Origin of the sequence: Chryseobacterium sp. GP-SGM7 (assembly GCF_049166575.1) — a bacterium.
Taxonomy (GTDB): domain Bacteria; phylum Bacteroidota; class Bacteroidia; order Flavobacteriales; family Weeksellaceae; genus Chryseobacterium.
The window spans coordinates 1-18,357 of the sequence record NZ_JBMHFF010000001.1 but is presented as its reverse complement, the minus strand read 5'-3'; the positions used below and the strand labels follow the sequence as shown (position 1 = coordinate 18,357).

Below are 18,357 nucleotides of genomic sequence, written 5' to 3'. Positions count from 1 at the left end.
TTAACTTAAACCTTAATCTCAACCTCAATTAAATGAATACCAGACAAGAGAAACTCGAAGCTTTCGGAAGATTATTAGATATTATGGACGATTTGCGTGAAAAATGTCCGTGGGATCAAAAGCAGACATTGCAAACGCTTCGTCATTTAACATTGGAAGAAACTTATGAGCTTTCTGATGCATTGTTACAGGAAGATTTATTGGAGATAAAAAAGGAATTGGGCGACGTGTTGCTTCATTTGGTTTTCTATGCAAAAATTGGTTCTGAAAAAGAAAGTTTTGATATTGCTGATGTTATTAATTCGTTAAATGAAAAACTCATTTTCCGCCATCCTCATATTTATGGCGATATTCAGGTGAAAGATGAAGAAGAAGTAAAACAGAACTGGGAAAAACTGAAGTTGAAAGAAGGTAACAAGTCTATTTTGGGCGGTGTTCCGAAAGGTTTGCCAAGTTTGGTAAAAGCTTACAGAATTCAGGATAAAGTAAAAGGAATCGGTTTTGAGTTTCATGATGCCGAAGATGCGTGGAAAAAAGTGGATGAAGAGATTCAGGAATTCCATGCGGAAACTGATTTAGATAAGAAAGAACAGGAATTGGGCGATGTATTTTTCTCTTTAATCAATTATGCGCGGATTTCAGGTTTAAACCCGGATTCAGCACTAGAGCGAACTAATATTAAATTTATTTCGAGATTTCAGAAAATGGAACAGCTTGCAGCTGAGGCAGATTTAAAACTAGCCGATATGACTTTAGATGAAATGGATGTGCTGTGGGAAAAAGCAAAGCTTCAAGACAAAAACTAACTTTTAAGATTTAGAAAATATCTTTGAACCATTAAGAATAATTTATAGGTTAAATAAATAGTTTAAGGAGATATCTGAGATATTTATTAAGTGCATTCAACTAAATTCAGATTGACCTGAAACTTAAAAAATCTTATCAACTTAAATACCTTAATGTTTAAATTTGAGTCACAAATTTTTTAATTAAAAAAATAAATCATGAAATTGAACTATATATTCGTTTTGTTTTTATTAAGCTGTAATCCGAAAGCGCAGGATTCTGCAACAAATAATAATGCTTTAAAAACAGAATTTTCTCTTCCTAAAAAGCTCAAAGAAGTTTCCGGAATTGCACTATCTCAAGACCAGAAAACAATTTGGGCGATTGAAGATGCCGGAAATAAAAATGTAGTGTATGGTTTAGATTTAAAAGGAAATCTTATTGCCGATGTTTTGGTTGAAAATACTGAAAACAACGATTGGGAAGACATTACAAAAGATAAAACAGGAAACTTCTACATCGGAGATTTCGGAAATAACGAAAATGACAGAAAGAATCTTTCCATCATAAAATTAGATTTAAAAGAAAATTCTCAAAAATCAACTCAGGTTTTACAGACAACCAGGTTTCATTACGAAGGACAAACTGAATTCCCTCCTAAAAAATCAAATTTATTGTATGATTGTGAAGCTTTTATAGAAAAAGGCGGTAGTTTTTATCTTTTTACCAAAAATCGGAGCAAAGGTTTTGACGGGACTTTTCTGGTTTTCCGAATTCCGAATAAAGAAGGCGATTTTGAAGCAAAATTAATTGGTAAATTAAAATTGGAAGGAGGTTATAACGATGCTGCCATAACTTCAGCTGCGATAAATTCTAAAGACCAGATTGTTTTATTAACGCATAAAAACATTCATGTGCTTTCAGGATTTACAGCGGATGATTTTAATTCTGCTGGAATTCAAAAAATACCTTTGCAACACAATTCACAAAAAGAAGCCATCGTTTTCATTGATGACAAAACTTTGCTGATTGCCGATGAAAAGGATAAAAAAGAAGGTGGAAATGTTTATCGTTTTGAATTAAAATAAGTTAGAGAAAAAGAAACCTTCAAGGTTTTTAAAACCTTGAAGGTTTGAATATGTAAGAATAAAATATCAAGTTTTTAGAAATTCATTCCCACACCACCGGAAATTCTTCCGCCATCTTCTCCTGTAAAATACTGAATTTTAGCTGAGAAAGATTCCAGAATATCCAGCCAAAAACCTGCACCGACACCTTGATGCCATTTGTCTGACTGTTCTTTGTCAATCCAGACTCTTCCTAAATCATAGCCAACTAAAATACCCATATTGGTAGGGACAATGTTATTTCTCACTCTTCCAAAATCCCAACGAACTTCTGCGTTGTTCACCAGATAAGATTTTCCGGCAAATCTTTCATTTCGGTAAGCCCGCATTCCGTTGTTTCCACCGATGGCTGCAGCCTGATAAAATTCAAAATTATTACTGTTAATAATCATGGCATTCGTCGAATTGGCGAAAACAAATTTTCCTTTTTTATCAATTTTTCTGAAAAGATTCATCGTTGCCTGAAAGCTTGCGAAATTTCTGTTAAATTCCTGAAGATTGGCTTTCCAACCGGCATTTAAAATTAATTCCAAACCTAAAGTTGGAAAAGCATTGTTATCAAAATTTTTGAAGCTAAACGTATAATTCGCTCCACCAAATTGCTGATCGTTGAAATTTTCAGGTCTCACATCCGGAGAAACAGATACAAATCGATCTTCATTTCTCTGAACTTTAGAATTTTCAAATGTTAACTGAAACTGATGTTTTAAATTCAGCCAGCTTGTTTTTGAAATGGAAGGTGCCAATTTAATCTGTGATATTCTTACGCGGTTATAATCACGGTTATCTTCATCAGCATCATTTACACTTTCATTTCCTAAACCAAAAAATGTTCTTGCGAAATGTGGAGTAGTATACGTTGCATCAATTCCGGCATCCCAACCAAAAACGGCTTTTTTGAAAATTCCTTTGTAGCCAAGATTAAATCCGCCTGTTGCAGTATATAGATTAGCGCTTACACTGTGTTTCTGTGTAAAACGGTCGCGAATGAAATTATTGGTCGTGTAATTAGCAACAATTCCTAAAATAACGCCGTCATCCGGATTGAAATTAGCATTCGGATAACCTGCAAAGAAATTGTATTTAGGATGCTTCCAGTTATAAGTGTTTACGTCATAATCATCGGAAATGTGTTTCGCAGCACCTTTGGTTTCATACGTGTTTTTCTGAGATTTAAAATCATAAATTTTAACGTTTCTGCCATTAGAAACATTGTAAAGATCATGGTTATATCCTCCAATCAAACGAATATTGGTCTTAGATTTTCCATCTCCGGAAACTTCGTAAATATCGTCATCATCCAGACCGTAAATCCAAAGTTCTTTTGTTTTTTTACCATCATAAGTTTTTTCAAAAACTAATTCTTCAGGTTTATTTTTATGGAGTTTATATTGTTTTACTTCAACTGAATTTCCATTTTTAACAATCACAAATTTGTCTTTATCTAAAGTTCCCACCAACGGAACTTTTTCCTGAAGAATATTGTAATATTCAATGGCATTTGCTTCAATTTTTTCTTTTCTCAGCTTTAATTTTCTCTGAATATCAGCAATTGTTTCATCCTGAACTTCTTTCGGAAGATTTTTAAATGCATTTTCAATATCGGCATCGGTAAGGTTTTGCTGAATAAATTTAGCCTGATCACTCCAGTTTTGCGCTGTAGAACCTTTCAGTAAAATTAAATCTAATGGATAAGGCTCCATGTTTACCCATCGCACATTTTTTATTTCATCTTTAAAAGATTTCATGTGACGGATCATCGGAATATTCATAATGAAATAGAAAGCAGCACCGTCATAATTGCTGAAAGCCTGATCTCTGTCTCTCGGAATGGGTTTGTAAACAATCTTATTTCCAACTTTATATTCTGCCCATTTCCATTGATCTTCATGACGATCCCAATCTCCAATCAGCATATCAAAAATTCTTGCTCTGATGTACAAATCCTGATCGACAGAATATTTGCTGTCTTTCCGCATATTTTTCAGGACATCGGAAGTTGAAAGAATATCTACAGCATTATCTAGCGACTGCAAAGTTTTGGGATCAGAAGAAAAACGTTCCTCGATCATGTATAATTCATTCCCGTAATTCTGATTGTACCGTCCTAAAGATTTTTGTTTTGGAATATAAAATAATTCAGGGTTGCTGTGGAAAATTCCAAGTTTATCAATCATATTATTAACGGCAAAGCCTGTAAAAGGATGATTGGTTGTATAAAAATCAAGAAGAAATCTTTCAGGGAAAGTATTGTTTATTTCGTTGCCAAAACTGTTTTTCTTAAAAGCCTGTGCATTTAAGAAACGGGTTGCACTTTTTTTGATTCCGCGCATTACAAATTCCTGTCCGTCATTGGTTTTCAGACGAAGACTGTTCGACTGATTTCCGCCACCTTCTCTGAAAGGTGAATAACCGGGGTTGAGATCTGAAAGGTCTTTGGTTTTTGCATTGATCGGGAGTGCATAATATTTTCTGTAATGATTTCCCCAAAGCCAGCGGTAAATTTTTCCTTTTTGAGTAGATTTTTTTGCATACACTGTTGAAGTATAACTTGCAGGAATTGAACTAGGAAAATTATTTTCAAATACATTCGGTTTAGAAATAACGGAAATCTGGGTCAGCTTTTCCAGTTTATTATTCTTTGTTGAAAAATATTCAACGTCTGAGCTTTGATCTTCTCTTAAATTTAAAACCGCAAATCCACTTCCGCCGTAAGAAAAATCAGTTTTCTCAACAATGGTTGAAGGATCAGTTTTTGATCCTGCTCCGCTTATAATTTGTCTGATATTCCTGTCTTCGTGATACTGTAGATTGTGATCGTGTCCTGAAACGAAAATCACATTTTCTTTATCCTGAACAATACTTTTTAATCTGTTGGCAAAATCTGCGTAATGTTTGTTGCTGATGTCTTCCATACTGGCTCCGGAAGAACTTCTCAGCGTATTGATTACAGTCGCAACTCCGGGAACAGGAACTTTTCCTTTAAAAGCTGCAAGATGAGATTTAGCAGAATTAAATCCGGCATGAACTCCCGAGCTGATTACCGGATGATGAAGCGCAACAATGATTCTTTTGTCCTGGTTTTTTGTAATTAAATCCTTAAATTCTGTATAAAAATCTTCTCTGGTTTTGATGTCGCAGCCTTTATTGATTCCCGGCTGTTTATCCCAATTAATCAATGCCCATTCAGAATCTACAACGATGAGTTTAATATCTTTCGTTAAATTAATATCATCAATCGGACAGGAATTTTTAGGTAAGAAAGACTTTTTATCATTGAGATAGGTTTTCACAAATTCTTCCTGAGCTTTTAATCCATCTAAACCATGATACCAATCATGATTTCCGGGAATAACCAATGTTTTGCCTTTGAAATTTTTGGTAATAGAAAGTTGATTTTCCATTTTTTGTTTTGCCAAAGGATAATCTTTATCGCTTTCTTTCGGCATTCCGAGAGGGTAGATGTTGTCGCCCAAAAATATCAGCATCGAATTGCTGTTTGCAGAATCTATTTTATTTTTAAGAAAATCTAAAGTTTGCTGAGCTTGCACTTCTTCAGCATTTCCTGCATCTCCGACTAAGAAAATCTGGAAATCATTGTCTGTTTTTTGTGCAGATTTTTGTATTTCATGTAAGTTTTTGCCCTTTTTTACGTTGTAGGTAGCACAAGATAAAAGAAGTACTGAAAGGAGAAGTGTTTTTCCTGCCGGTGATATTTTTTTTAAATAAGATTTAAAGGATAAATTCATACATTTACATTAAGAAAAATTTGGTGATGAACATCTTAGACAAAGCTAAAAATTATGTTGAAAACTTATTCAAAGATAAACTATCTTCTGTTTACTTTTATCATAATTTTATCCATACTACATACGCTGTTCAGAAAGCAGATGAGATTATAAAACACACCGATATATCTGAAGTTGAAAGAGAAAAAGTATTATTAGCACTGTGGTTTCATGATGTTGGTTTTACCGATTGTAATGCGGAAGGTCACGAAAAACGGAGTGCAGTCATCATGAAAGAATTTCTGAAAAAAGATAATTTTTCTGATGAATATATTGACGAAGTTTCTACGCTGATTCTGGCAACGGAAAAATATCATCAACCTCAAGGACTTTTGGAAGAGATCATGAAAGATGCAGATTTCAGTCATTTTGCAAGTCCGTTTTACAATGATTCTGCTGAAGCTTTACGCAAAGAGTGGGAATTGACAGGCGGAATGTGCTTTTCAAATGATGAATGGAATGAGATGAATGTTGATTTTCTAAAAAATAAGCATCAATATTTCACAGATTATGCCAAAGAAAATTGGGAACCTTTGAAAATGAAGAACGTAAAAAAGCTGGAGAAAAAGATTGACAAAGAAGAGAAGCCCAAGAAAGAGGATAAAAAAGAAAAAGACCAAAAATCTGACAGAAGTGTTGATACTTTGTTCAGAGTGACATTAAATAATCATACAAGATTAAGTGATATTGCAGACAGTAAAGCCAATATTTTGCTTTCTGTAAACGCAATTATTATTTCGGTCTGTCTTTCTGTTTTGGTTCCTAAATTGGATGCTCCAAAAAATACACATTTGATTATTCCTACTTTTTTCCTTTTGATATCAAGCGTTTTAACGATTATTTTTGCAATTCTTTCAACCAAACCGAATGTAACGAAAACCAATTTCACAAAACAGGATGTTGCAGACCGAAAAGTAAATCTTCTGTTCTTCGGGAATTTTCATCAGATGAATTTTGATGATTATCTGGGTTCGATGCATGATTTGATTAAAGACCGCGATTATATTTATGATTCTATGACGAAAGATTTGTACTTTTTGGGTAAGGTTTTAGACAGAAAATATAAGCTTCTTTCAGTGACGTATCAGATTTTTATGGCGGGAATTATAATTTCAGTGCTTTCTTTTGCATATGCTTTTTTGACGCTGTAATTTTACAGATCTTTAAAAAAGTCACTTAATGATATTTCTAAAGCATCGGCTATTCTCATTAGATTGAGGATTGAAGTGTTTATGATACCTCTTTCTATTCTTGTAATCTGAGAGATTTCTACATCAACTAAAAAAGCCAGTTCTTTTTGGGTGAGATTTTTTTGCAGACGCAATTCTTGGAGTCTTCTTCCAATATTTTGCAATCTTATAAAATCCAAATCCCTCACAGAGTAAAATTTGGATTTTGTAATTGATTAAGAGTAAACAAATTTGCCTACTTTTATTTTGACTTTTATTCTTACGTTTGTGGAAATTATTTATATTTACACAACTAAAAAAACATCAAATGATATGAAGAAAAATTTATTTCTCAGGCTCTGCCTGATTATTATGACAACACTGTCACTGCACTCCTGTATTCACGATGAAATCATTTCATCATCTGATTCTACTTCTACAGAATACACCAACAAAAGTCTCTGGAAGCAGGATGAGAAATACATTAAAAATGTAATGAAAGTCTATGCCGAAAACGAAGCAGACATCAAAAAAGTAAACGGCATCCCTTACTGGAACTTTGCCACCACAGTAGACAGCTTCGATGAAAGCTTTGTAGCTGTACCTGTAGTAAACAACGGAAAAGTAGTTTCTGTACTGAAAGTACCCAGACACGGAAAAAATATCTACTTTTACTACACCCAAGAAGAAAGTGATCTTAATTTTTTTCAAGGTCTTGTTTTTGCAAAGCACAAAAAAGTGGGAATGGCAGACGGAAATATTGCCCAGACTGATATGATAACCTGTACCCGACAATGGATGTCTATCTGGCTTCCTTATGATGAGAGTAATCCTGATCCTAATTCGGGTTTAGGGGAATGGCATAGCGTATCTGTGATTAAATGTAAACAATTGACAGATGAATGTGTAGGAGTGATCAATGAATTTGGGCAATGTGAAGGTGGTGGTCCCGGTGATGACGGTGGCTACCCATATCCCGGAATGGGAGGTGGTGAAGCACCACAAGAAGAAGAGGAGGAAACACCTTGTGAGAAAATACAGGAAATAGGAAAGCACACGAAAACTAAATCTTTATTTGAAAATTTAAAGACAAAAACTAACTCTACAAAAGAATTCGGAGAAATCCTTGTAGAATCTAATGGGCAGATCAGTAATATTTCTAAAGAAGGAGAAACAGGAGCAGGAGGTATTGATATTTCTTATTCAGGAGGACAGATTGATGGCTTTATCCATTCGCACTATGCAGGATTATTATCTATTTTCTCACCGGCAGATATTGCATCATTCTCCGCAATATATGCAAGCGGCAGCATCAGAGATATAAATACTTTTGTGATGGGTGTTGTAACAGCATCTAATACCCAGTATATGATGGTAATAGATGATCCTGCAAGTTTTGCTGCTTTTTCACAACAGTTTCTATTACCTAATGGGGAGATTGATCAACAATATACTGACAATTATGGAAAATTACATTATAATCTTTATAACATTAAAAATAATGGATTAGCAGCTGCTAATGAAGTAGGTTTTTTAAAACTTCTATCAGAACAAAATTCAGGATTAAAAGTTTTGAAAGGTTCCAATAATTCAAATGATTGGTCTGAATTAGAATTAAAAAATGGACAAGTTGATCCCAAACCATGTAACTAAAATTAAAAAAATGAAAATAAAAATTTTATTATTAAGTGTAATATTTATATTTAGCTGTTTACAAAATTGTAATGCTCAAAATGTTACTTATCATCACGATCCAGATGCTGATAAATTTGTGGGAACTTGGAAATGGGGAGATACAGCAAATGGTCTTACATTAATTATGAAAAAAGAGAATGGCGTATCACTTCTTAAAAGTGGTAATTATATTGATGATACTATAATCGGTTTTCATAAAATATATAAAAATGGACAGATAACAGAAGATAAAACTATTTACAGTACTACAAATTTTATAGATGGGAAAAAATCTTTTGTAGCTGGCACAGAAAATAATGATCCAAATCTATTGGTGGTATTTATGAGTCATAAAAATAAAAATATAATCATGAAAATATTATATATTGATCCGACTCACATTAAAATAGTAGAAGTTAAAAATCAAGAAGGCGCAAGATTTATTAAACCAGGACAAACACCTACAGATTGGTCTATTGATATACCAAATAATATTGTATTGACGAAACAGTAATACCAGAACCTCCTAAATGGAGGTTTTTATCATTATCTGGTACACCCACGAAGAAAGTGATCTTCTGTTTTTTCAAGGTCTTGTTTTTGCAAAATATAAAAAAGCAGAAATACCCGACGGAAACATCGCCCAAACCGATATGATAGCCTGTACCCGACAATGGATGTCTATCTGGCTTCCTTATGATGAGAGCAATCCTGATCCTTCTTCGGGTTTAGGGGAATGGCATAGCGTATCTGTGATTAAATGCAAACAATTGGCAGATGAATGTGTAGGAGTGATCAATGAATTTGGGCAGTGTGAAGGTGGTGGTCTCGGTGATGATGGCGGCTACCCATATCCCGGAATGGGAGGCGGCGAAGCGCCACAAGAAGAGGAGGAAACACCTTGTGAGAAGCTTACTAAAATAGGTAAATCTGCACAGACAAAATCCTACATGAATACGCTAAAAGGTAAAACTAATGATAACAAAGAGCATGGTTATATTTTAGCTGAAGCAGCAGGAACTGTTTATGAATTTCCTGTCGAGGGATTACCTGGAAAAGCAGGAATTGGTTTTAGTATAGGTGAAAATGATAAAATTGATGGATATATTCACAGTCATTACACCGGATTATTATCCATATTTTCTCCTGATGATATGTTTTCTATTGCAGTATTTTTAAAAAATAACTCTATTAAAAAATTGAATACATTTGTAATCGGTGTAGTAACAGCTTCCGGAACACAATATATGATGATCATAGATGATCCTGCTAAATTCCAGACGTTTGCAGATAATTTATTTACGGGTAATACTTTTGATGAATTAACTTTATATAATTATTCTAAGATGTATAATGATACATTTAAAATTACAGAAACAAACTCAGCAACCGAAAATGAGAGAAGTTTTTTACATTATATAGAAAGCAGTATGAGCGGATTGAAAGTATTAAAAGGATCACCAGATATGCAAAACTGGCAATCTCTACAATTAGATCAAAATAACAATATTATACCAACTAACTGTAATTAAAAACAATAAAATGAAAAATATAATATTCTTAATCTTTGCATTATTTATGATTGATATCAATGCACAAAACACTTTACCACAATCTGGAGATAATATTTTAGATCCTAATGCAGACAAGTTCATGGGAACTTGGCTTTGGCAGAATGGAAATAATAGTTTAAAGCTTACTTTTAAAAAAGAAAATATTTTATTACCATTTCCAGATAATGTACATTCTGATTGGGTGATTGGATTTCATAAATTTGTAAGTAATGGATCTACTATTGAGGACTCTAGTATGTTTGCCAATACAAATTATGTTGATAAAAAAAATACCGTAGTTGCAGGATCTAAGAATGGCTTTCCAAATATTTTACATGGCGGTATTTATCATAAATCGAAAAACAAATTTGTTGAGTTTGAAATTGAATATATAGATTCTACTCATATAAAACTGTTAAGCTTAAAAAACAAGCCTGGAACAAAAGTAACAATTCAGGGGCAATCACCTTTTGATTGGTCTATATCTTTGCCACAAAATATTATTTTGACTAAACAATAAGCAAAAAAATTAATAAAGTAAAATTCTCAAAGAAATTGTGAGAATTTTACTTCATATCATAGAAACTCTAATCGCCAATAATCCCGAAATTCCCTGTAAATCTTCCACTTTAAGGAATTCAACATCATTTTTTAGAAGACCTTTTTTCTGAAGCGTATTGATGTACTGAAGATATTCTTTCTGATTTTCTAGACCGAAATAAACAATCACGATTTTTCCGGGACAGGTAATTCTTTCCTGAGAGTTTTTGATGTGTGCTTTGTCGATGCGTTTTTTGATGATTTCATAATAAGAATTATGAGCGCCATCGATGTCGAAGCGTTTTTCGTCCATTCGGAAGCGAATGTCTAGTTTTTCGTTATAAACAAAAATCAACGAAGCAATATCTAAAGAAACCGGTAAATTTTGTTTGAATTTCTGAAACTCAATTTCCATATTACAGACCGTCTCCAATTGCCAAAATCTCAATTGATGAACATCTTTCTGTGAGTAATCTGCGTCTGGAGAAATGTTTTGTCCGATATAAAGATTGTGTTCAACGCCATCAGATTTAAACCTTTCATAATAATGCGGAAAAATTTCCTGAGCTTCCACCTGACTTTTATCTAAAACATCCGCCAGTTTTCTGTTCACCAAAGTAATCGATTCGTCTAAACTTCGTCGTTGATTGTAGAAAAGCTGATTCTGTAAAGTTATTTGCGAAGTATAGGTTTTGATCTTGTTTTTTACTTCTTCCGTTGCATTGGTTTCCAATTTCCCTTGAAGATAAGGATGAATTTCTTCACGCAGCAATCGCTGAAATCTTTGTTCGGTATCGGCTTTTATTTCATTATTTAATTCATTTTCAAAAATTTCTAATGCTAAAAGATATTTTTCTGAATCTGAATTAATTAAAGTGAAAATGGTATGAAGACATTCCAACTGCTGATTTAGATCAACTTTCATCAGATTAAAACGCTTTTCCGAAGAAGCTCTGATGTCTGAAAAGCCAAAAAGCGGCGTAAGATTTTTGAACGAGATCTGCTTTAAAGTATAAATTTTCTTAGATAAAAAAGCATTGAAATATTTTTCAGCTTCATTTCTGAATTTCCAGACTACAGAATCGTGAATGGAGGTGTATTCACGCTGAATAATCGCTTCAATCTGATTATTTCTTTCAAAACTGAAACGATTGAGTGAAAATAGAATCATGTCGCTGAAAGATTCCATTTTTTTTAATTTTAAACCGTTTAAGCTGTTTGCTATCGGAGAAGTAAACTCCATTATTGCTAATAATTCGCCATCTTTCATGATCGGAATAACCATAAAGCTGCGAATTCCTGTACTTTTTAAAATATCAAAAGAAGGCATTTTTTTTACTTCTTCATCCAGTTTATCAATATCGGAAATAACAATCGGTTTTGAATTGTAGTTGATGTTTTCAAAAGCAGTTTTTCGTACTTCTTCATCGAAGGTATTCAGCCAAAAATCGAGAATATGACTGGTGAAAACGTTCTCGTAAATCGGGAGCGTTTCTAGTTTTTTATCTTTTTGATTGAAAAGCATTAAGCCAAAATTCAAATCAGAAACATCGAAATAAGATTTAAAAATTTCCTTTAAATTTTCGTCCGGAGCAGGATTTTCAAGATCAACTTTTATCAGTGTTGATTTCAGATCAGACAATGCTACTTCAGAAGTACAGTCGATTAGTGAAATAATGGCAAATCCGCTTAAAATCCATGACTGAGGCGGAAAATGTTTCTTCCAAAGTCTGATGTCGTCGATATTTTCCAATAACATTGTAACAGTATCCTGATCCGGAATCTTAGTATCTTTATCAGGATAAACATCTGTAAAATCTGAGTTGACCGTGATTTTATAATGTTTAATAATTCCTTCTTTATTCGGAATATCGTAGTAGAGTGGAAGTGTAGCCCGCAAATCTGCACTAAAATGTACCTGCAGAATGAGACAACAGCAGAAAATATAAAACTCATCTTCATCAACTTCTCTGAACCTGATTTCAAAGTCGGTTCCGGCATCTGCTAAAATATTTTTAAATCTTTCCGTGTAATTGAAGGTAATATTTGCCAACGGAATACTTGCCGCCTTAATCTCATTTTTCGTTAAGCCCGTCGGAAAAAGATCAGCCAATAAAAGTCTGATGAGGTCTTCGTGTTTTTCGAGCAGAGAAAGATCCTGAAAACCATCTCTTAGTTCCTGAAAATTTTTTGTTTTTTCGATGAGAGATTCGGCGTAATTTACCCGGTATTCTAAACGGTCGTTATATCTGATATGCTCCAACACATCCAAATATTTTTTGAACGAAATAAACACCTGAAACGGACTATCTTCTTTGTAAAGCTGCGACAAAACCTAAAAAAATTGTAAAAGTAAAGGTATGAAAAAAGGATTTTAAAGGAGAACAAGAAGCAATGAATATTTTGAAATATTTTTGTTTAAAAGAAAAACCGTTACTTAATAATAACGGTTTTGTTGTATCTGTTTTGCTAAAGAATTTGCACTTATTTCTTAGGTTTCAAAGACAAATTGTCTACGTAAACAGCCTGATGAATTCCGTTTAGCATAACTTTTAAGCCTAAACTCGCATCTTTTTTCAAAGAAATATTGATTGTTTTTTTATCGCCTGTTATTTTTGAAGCTTTTACAATAGAAGCATACGATTTTGTATCGGCAGGATTGTTAACTGACAATATTTCAACGGTGGTTTCTCCTCCGTTGTCTGAAATATCAAAAGACAATGTATAGTTTCCTGCTTTGATTTTTGGGGTTACCAAAACCATATTTTCACGAGGGCTCATCATTGAATAAAAAGTTATTTTTTTATCTTTTGCATAAAGCATGGCTTTTCCTGATTGTGCAGTCCAGCATTTGTCGATGTCTTTCCAGGCATCAAAATTTTCTGTAATTGTGGAAACTGTTTTACACTGTGCATTTGCTGTAAGAAGTCCTGCAAATGTCATGATTCCGGCAAGTACTATTTTTTTCATAAGTTATTGATAAATTATCAGGTAAAAATAGTTAAAAAAAGGTGTTGTTGGAAAGTTTAAGTTTAATTATTTTGAATGATTCTAAATGCTTTTTATCTGAAGAAAATATACCTTTTGTAGATCTGCTGAATTAGTCTGCACTTTTTTATAACCTAAATTAATTGTTTTTGTAAATAATTTTATGGTTGTAAATTGTCCAGTTTTTGGGGAGACTTACAGCTGCTTTATAAAACAAAAACCCACCGCAATTGCGATGGGTTTTGTTATTATCTGCCACACGATACAATCGTGCGGGAGCGAGGGTTTATATTTTTTTCTCTCAAATAATAAACTTATTACTTGGAACACTGTTTATACAAATACCAATTATCCTTATACTTTTCAAAATATGTTTTGTTTAAATCTTTCAGATTTCTTTTAGTTGATAAATGTAAAAATGTATATGAACACTTATCTAAGAAGAAAGCAAATTGAACATTTTCAAAATTATCTACAGATAAATTCGCAACATCTAAGTTGTCAAATTTATTCAACATTTTTTCTAAAGATTTAATATCGAAATCAGACTTAGTAACAATATTATTATTGATATCTTTTATATACTTAACCTTTCCCGTCATTCCTCTTTTAACGAAAACTCTTTTATCGTCTTTCTCTATATTAGCATTACTTATTAAGTATGATCCATTTCTATATGTTATCGAGTATCCCGTAAAATCAGAAAAATTTTTCTTTTCAAGATTAGAAAATTTTTCTTTATAGTCGGTTTTACTACAACTAATCAAACTTATAAAACACATTATTAAAAAAATATTTCTCATTTTCTTTTTGCTCTATAATTACGTTGGGCTGCGTGAAAAGCTCCTAATACAATTGATCTTTGATCGTCTTTAGAATCCCATTGAGATTCATATCCATTTCTTCGTGAATTAAATTTACTATTTGCGTGTGCTCCCATTTGAAGCCCCGAATAGTCAAAACCGACTGTATATCCAGTAGCTCCCCACAGATAATTTCCAAAATTCATTTGATTATGTGCTGTTTTATCTCCCTCTGGTAGAAAAAGAGCATTAGAATAGCTGTTTAAAGGATCTGAACTTGCCTCAGTATATTTATTTGGAAGAACAGAATATGAATAATCAAAATCTCCTCCTCCTTGACTTTCCCAGGCAAAATTAAATTTTCCGGATTCAAAAGCACCCTGTCCTTTAAGCATTCCCTCAATATCCGCTTCACTAACAAATAATAATTTATTTATAATACCTCTATCTATTTGTTTAGGATCTTCATTAGGATCCGCAAAACTGTAATTAGTTCTGTCTTTAGTTTTTGAATTTTCTACAACTAACCTATGTGGCTGATTATTTTTTTCTGTCCTAACATAATTTCCTTTTTCATCAAAAATATAATCATTGGGTGGCTTCTGAGATCCCATAGAACTCTGTAAGAACCTAAATGCAGCTTGAGCATCTGCTCCAGTATATGTAGTTCCACTTGTTGTTTCTCTAATATCTCTACCGTCAGGGTCTATGAACCGTATCGGATTGTTCACAGCATAATTATGAGAATGTCTTCTGTGTTTTTCTGCCAACGGATCTACAACGCCCCACCTTCCAATATCCGGCATATAAAATCTCGCTCCATAATCATACATGCCGTAGTCTACACTACTTTTCAAGATTTCTCTACTCAAGTTTTTCTTGCGCGAGGCTTTTCACTGTGAACTTCTTCGCTTGCTCGCTTTTCTCAAAAGTACAGTTTTTTCTTTTCAATTGAAAAAAAAATTATGGGTTTCGATTGCTAAAATTTCAATTGAAAAAGAAAAGTTGTTTCGTTGTCGGTGTTGTTGTAAAATGTTAAAATGTGGGTAAAATAGTGGTGGGATTCAGCGCCGGCTTTATCCACATTTTAATATTTTTCGTTGTATTAGAGACGAAAAAGTCGGCGAAGGGAGATTCGTGGGTTTCGGTAGTTTGATGGACTAAAATTTCTGTCGGAGAACTTTCAGAGCGTTGGCTGCGCAGTGCTCTGCACGAAGCAAAGGAAAGCATTTTACATAATCCCAAATTATAGGCAAAAATGCGGTTGGCTTGCCTGTAACGTAGCTTCAGCGGAGTGGAAGGCAACGTTTGGCGATGGCAATTTGCGTATAATTTTGATTATGTAATTTGCTGTGGCGTTTCAGGACAGATATTTCTCGATTTCCTGTTTCAGATTTTCGAGCTCGGTTTGGTTAAAATATTCCAGGCTTCTTAAATATCTAAATCCTGATTTGTACTGAACTTCTCTTAAATTATATTGTTTCAGCCAGAGATTTATTCTGCTGTTTCTGATGAGTTGTAAATTTTCGATATTAATCTGTTTCCGGATTTGTTTAGTGATGCTGCTAAATTTTGTTTTCTCACTGACAATAAATAACTTATCTGTTTCTTTTACCGTTTTTGAGATTTGTAATAATTCGGTTCTTACTTCATTCATGTATTTGTAAAGCTCTAATATTTGTGATGCTTTCAATGGCAAGATTCTTTCTTTTAACCGGCTTTCTGTGGCTTGTGGAACTTTTATAATTCCTTTTTGTAAATCAATATCTTTTACTTTCAGTTCTCTTAAACATCCCGAACTTAATCCCTGATAAATTAATAATCCTACAATAACTCTGTTGCGTTTTCCAAATAATTCAAACTGTCCTTTTTTATATTTTCTTTCTCTAAATTCTTTTTCAATATTCTGTAATTCTTCTTCTGTTAAAAATCCTGTAATGAGTGGTTTCTTCGCTGTTTTTATTCTAAAATTTTTTAGCGGATGATCTTTTCTTTTTCCTGTAAACTGTAAATATTCAAAGTATTGTTCTATGGTTTTGAGCTGATTATTAATCGTAATTAATGTATATTTTTTCTGCTGTAATTCTATAATCTTTAATAGTTCCTGAGTGTTTATTTTATCAAAATCCTGTTTCCCGGAACATAGATTTTTCCATAGTAAAACCTGCTTTTCCTTTTCTGTAATTGTGTTTTCGGTATAATGATAATTGTCTTTTAAATACTGTAAAAATTCATTCATAAATGGGTGTATCTCTGTGTACTTTCTAAACTTCTGTGTCCTAAAAATCTACTTACTTTTTCGAGTTCCATTCCGTTTTTCAGTAAATGGGTTGCAATACTGTGACGTAATAAATGTGGATATATTTTCTTTGTAATACTGCTTTTCTCTGTGATTTTCTCTACAATAAACTCTATTCCGGAAGTCGTTAAATTTCCCTTTAATCCCTGTAAAAAACATTCTCCTTTACCTTCTCTTATCTGTACATAATCTGTAAATATTTCTAAAGCTTTGTGATAGATCGGGACTTCTCTCTGATAACCTGTTTTAGATTTTCTTATGAGTACTTTTGCATTTTCTAAATCTACATCTGCGAGTAATAATTCTGCCGCTTCTCCTGCTCTTAATCCTAAATAATATAAGCAGCATAAAGCTGCTTTATCTCTCGTGTTGGTCGTGCTTTCAAGCAGGATTTGTATTTCCTCCGGACTTAATATTTCTATCGGTTTAATCTCCTTCTGAAACGTTTTACAGATGATAAGATCGGTTTCTTTCTGTTCTATGTTTTTCAGGTAATCTTTATAGATTTTTAATGCAAATAAATGGTTGTTGATGGTGTTGATACTCAAGTTTTTCCCGGTATATGTTTTATGCTTTCTCTGTTTTAAATAACCAATATATTCAGACGGTAAATTTCCTTTTTCTATATATCTTAAATGTTCTTTAACCATTGATAAAATCCCATAGACATTCTTTTTCTGATAGTTTCTAAGCTCTAAATATCTTCTAAATTCTTCCATGATTTACTAAGTATGATGGTTTTGCTTTTGCATTTTCTGTGGAAAATGGAAACAAGCGTTTTTAATGGTTAATTAATTGATTTTCAATAACTCTTGTTTCCGTTTTGCTTCCGCTTGCGTCCGATTTTAGTTTTTCAATAATTTTATAAAAATGTTCTTTCAATTCTTGTCTAACTTTTTGTATATCATCACTATATCCAATTTTATAGGTAAATCCTTTGTTTACAAAACCTTTCTGTTTCAAGTATTCTAATCGTACTAATTCATTCAAATAAACTTGTAATTGACTTTTCTTAAAACCGGTATATTCCATTGCTTCAAAACGGTTAAAATCTCTTTGCTCAAAACGTTTCTTCAACTTTTCTAAAAACTGTCTTAAACTTCCGTCCAACTCGTCAATCTTTAAAATAATACTCTCGAATAAAATCTCAATTCCTTGTTCTAAATCTTCGATTTCTGTAATTAATTTTCCTTCATTATTTTGCTTTCTCTGATACTGATTTAAAATCGTAATCTGCTTAATAATACTTTGCACCATTTCGTTCAAACGCCTTTTATTCTTCACTTTATCGGGCAATTGCAGTTCCATTGCATACGGATTTATGACTTCATATTGCTTTAGGTTTCTGACTACTTTTTGGATAAAATTTATCGCTTTTTGTTCGTCTTCTTTATTGATGTGTCCAGCGACACGCTGGTTTTGATAATCAATAATTTTTTTGGTTTGCTCTTCGCTTTCATTGATGGCTACAATAAAACTTCTATTCATATTGTCCTCATAAAGTTCTCCTTTCGTGGTTGCTGATAAAGAACTGAACTGACCTTTCACGATTTTATGAGAAGATTTATTATTTCCCTTTTTATCTTTGATAGTAACCGAACTTCTTAATACCTGGTTTGATATAAATTCT

At 32.9% G+C, this 18,357-nt stretch carries 15 protein-coding genes and 1 pseudogene; 7 read left to right on the top strand and 9 right to left on the bottom strand.

Going from position 1 to position 18,357, the window contains the following annotated elements; genetic code table 11:
- Nucleotides 1–32: 32 nt before the first annotated feature.
- Nucleotides 33–806 carry a nucleoside triphosphate pyrophosphohydrolase gene (mazG, locus tag ACOOWA_RS00080; RefSeq protein ID WP_421372264.1) on the top strand — a complete coding sequence of 258 codons (774 nt, stop codon included), beginning with the start codon at nucleotides 33–35 and terminating at the stop codon, nucleotides 804–806.
- 198 nt (nucleotides 807–1,004) lie between these two features.
- Complete coding sequence (locus ACOOWA_RS00075; protein WP_421372262.1) at nucleotides 1,005–1,874, top strand: hypothetical protein; 870 nt, start codon at nucleotides 1,005–1,007, stop codon at nucleotides 1,872–1,874.
- A 74-nt stretch (nucleotides 1,875–1,948) separates the two neighbouring features.
- On the opposite strand, the gene ACOOWA_RS00070 is transcribed toward ACOOWA_RS00075, so the two are convergent.
- Nucleotides 1,949–5,662, bottom strand: coding sequence for a metallophosphoesterase (locus tag ACOOWA_RS00070; RefSeq protein ID WP_421372260.1), 3,714 nt, complete (start codon nucleotides 5,660–5,662; stop codon nucleotides 1,949–1,951).
- A gap of 26 nt (nucleotides 5,663–5,688) precedes the next feature.
- Here ACOOWA_RS00070 and ACOOWA_RS00065 point away from each other — a divergent pair, with 26 nt between their 5' ends.
- Entirely contained in the window at nucleotides 5,689–6,852 is a 1,164-nt protein-coding gene (locus ACOOWA_RS00065) for a Pycsar system effector family protein (protein ID WP_421372258.1), read from the top strand.
- A 2-nt stretch (nucleotides 6,853–6,854) separates the two neighbouring features.
- Here ACOOWA_RS00065 and ACOOWA_RS00060 read toward each other — a convergent pair whose 3' ends face one another.
- Nucleotides 6,855–7,079, bottom strand: a complete 225-nt coding sequence (locus ACOOWA_RS00060; protein ID WP_421372257.1) for a helix-turn-helix domain-containing protein — start codon at nucleotides 7,077–7,079, stop codon at nucleotides 6,855–6,857.
- A 124-nt stretch (nucleotides 7,080–7,203) separates the two neighbouring features.
- Here ACOOWA_RS00060 and ACOOWA_RS00055 point away from each other — a divergent pair, with 124 nt between their 5' ends.
- The 4 genes from ACOOWA_RS00055 to ACOOWA_RS00040 are packed head-to-tail and all read left to right on the top strand — an operon-like array spanning nucleotide 7,204 to nucleotide 10,617.
- Nucleotides 7,204–8,523: a hypothetical protein gene (locus tag ACOOWA_RS00055; RefSeq protein ID WP_421372255.1), complete on the top strand. Its 1,320-nt coding sequence runs from the start codon at nucleotides 7,204–7,206 to the stop codon at nucleotides 8,521–8,523.
- A gap of 10 nt (nucleotides 8,524–8,533) precedes the next feature.
- On the top strand, nucleotides 8,534–9,058 hold the full coding sequence (locus ACOOWA_RS00050; RefSeq protein ID WP_421372253.1) for a DUF6705 family protein: 525 nt from the start codon (nucleotides 8,534–8,536) through the stop codon (nucleotides 9,056–9,058).
- 16 nt (nucleotides 9,059–9,074) lie between these two features.
- The gene (locus ACOOWA_RS00045; protein ID WP_421372250.1) at nucleotides 9,075–10,076 is read left to right on the top strand and encodes a hypothetical protein; all 1,002 of its coding nucleotides are present in this window, start codon (nucleotides 9,075–9,077) and stop codon (nucleotides 10,074–10,076) included.
- A gap of 10 nt (nucleotides 10,077–10,086) precedes the next feature.
- Nucleotides 10,087–10,617 carry a DUF6705 family protein gene (locus tag ACOOWA_RS00040; protein WP_421372248.1) on the top strand — a complete coding sequence of 177 codons (531 nt, stop codon included), beginning with the start codon at nucleotides 10,087–10,089 and terminating at the stop codon, nucleotides 10,615–10,617.
- A gap of 51 nt (nucleotides 10,618–10,668) precedes the next feature.
- Here the strand turns inward: ACOOWA_RS00040 and ACOOWA_RS00035 are convergent, their stop codons facing one another.
- From ACOOWA_RS00035 to ACOOWA_RS00005, 7 genes and pseudogenes are all read right to left on the bottom strand, one after another.
- Entirely contained in the window at nucleotides 10,669–12,969 is a 2,301-nt protein-coding gene (locus tag ACOOWA_RS00035) for a GAF domain-containing protein (RefSeq protein ID WP_421372245.1), read from the bottom strand.
- A 152-nt stretch (nucleotides 12,970–13,121) separates the two neighbouring features.
- Nucleotides 13,122–13,607, bottom strand: coding sequence for a hypothetical protein (locus tag ACOOWA_RS00030; protein ID WP_421372243.1), 486 nt, complete (start codon nucleotides 13,605–13,607; stop codon nucleotides 13,122–13,124).
- Nucleotides 13,608–13,942: 335 nt separating this feature from the next.
- A complete protein-coding gene (locus tag ACOOWA_RS00025) occupies nucleotides 13,943–14,428 on the bottom strand; it encodes a hypothetical protein (RefSeq protein WP_421372242.1) in 486 nt (161 codons plus the stop codon).
- A complete protein-coding gene (locus tag ACOOWA_RS00020) occupies nucleotides 14,425–15,300 on the bottom strand; it encodes an RHS repeat-associated core domain-containing protein (protein WP_421372240.1) in 876 nt (291 codons plus the stop codon). Before ACOOWA_RS00020 ends, ACOOWA_RS00025 begins: the two co-directional genes overlap by 4 nt.
- A 488-nt stretch (nucleotides 15,301–15,788) precedes the next feature.
- A complete protein-coding gene (locus ACOOWA_RS00015) occupies nucleotides 15,789–16,667 on the bottom strand; it encodes a tyrosine-type recombinase/integrase (RefSeq protein ID WP_421372237.1) in 879 nt (292 codons plus the stop codon).
- A complete protein-coding gene (locus tag ACOOWA_RS00010; RefSeq protein ID WP_421372235.1) occupies nucleotides 16,664–17,446 on the bottom strand; it encodes a tyrosine-type recombinase/integrase in 783 nt (260 codons plus the stop codon). Before ACOOWA_RS00010 ends, ACOOWA_RS00015 begins: the two co-directional genes overlap by 4 nt.
- 61 nt (nucleotides 17,447–17,507) lie before the next feature.
- A pseudogene (locus ACOOWA_RS00005) lies at nucleotides 17,508–18,357 on the bottom strand (hypothetical protein); the annotation flags it as partial.

Bases quoted from the DNA above. Each gene is read 5' to 3' on its own strand.
- mazG (WP_421372264.1), top strand. From the start codon at position 33: ATGAATACCAGACAAGAGAAACTCGAAGCTTTCGGAAGATTATTAGAT.
- ACOOWA_RS00075 (WP_421372262.1), top strand. From the start codon at position 1,005: ATGAAATTGAACTATATATTCGTTTTGTTTTTATTAAGCTGTAATCCG.
- ACOOWA_RS00070 (WP_421372260.1), bottom strand. From the start codon at position 5,662: ATGAATTTATCCTTTAAATCTTATTTAAAAAAAATATCACCGGCAGGA.
- ACOOWA_RS00065 (WP_421372258.1), top strand. From the start codon at position 5,689: ATGAACATCTTAGACAAAGCTAAAAATTATGTTGAAAACTTATTCAAA.
- ACOOWA_RS00055 (WP_421372255.1), top strand. From the start codon at position 7,204: ATGAAGAAAAATTTATTTCTCAGGCTCTGCCTGATTATTATGACAACA.
- ACOOWA_RS00050 (WP_421372253.1), top strand. From the start codon at position 8,534: ATGAAAATAAAAATTTTATTATTAAGTGTAATATTTATATTTAGCTGT.
- ACOOWA_RS00045 (WP_421372250.1), top strand. From the start codon at position 9,075: ATGGAGGTTTTTATCATTATCTGGTACACCCACGAAGAAAGTGATCTT.
- ACOOWA_RS00040 (WP_421372248.1), top strand. From the start codon at position 10,087: ATGAAAAATATAATATTCTTAATCTTTGCATTATTTATGATTGATATC.
- ACOOWA_RS00030 (WP_421372243.1), bottom strand. From the start codon at position 13,607: ATGAAAAAAATAGTACTTGCCGGAATCATGACATTTGCAGGACTTCTT.
- ACOOWA_RS00025 (WP_421372242.1), bottom strand. From the start codon at position 14,428: ATGAGAAATATTTTTTTAATAATGTGTTTTATAAGTTTGATTAGTTGT.
- ACOOWA_RS00015 (WP_421372237.1), bottom strand. From the start codon at position 16,667: ATGAATGAATTTTTACAGTATTTAAAAGACAATTATCATTATACCGAA.
- ACOOWA_RS00010 (WP_421372235.1), bottom strand. From the start codon at position 17,446: ATGGAAGAATTTAGAAGATATTTAGAGCTTAGAAACTATCAGAAAAAG.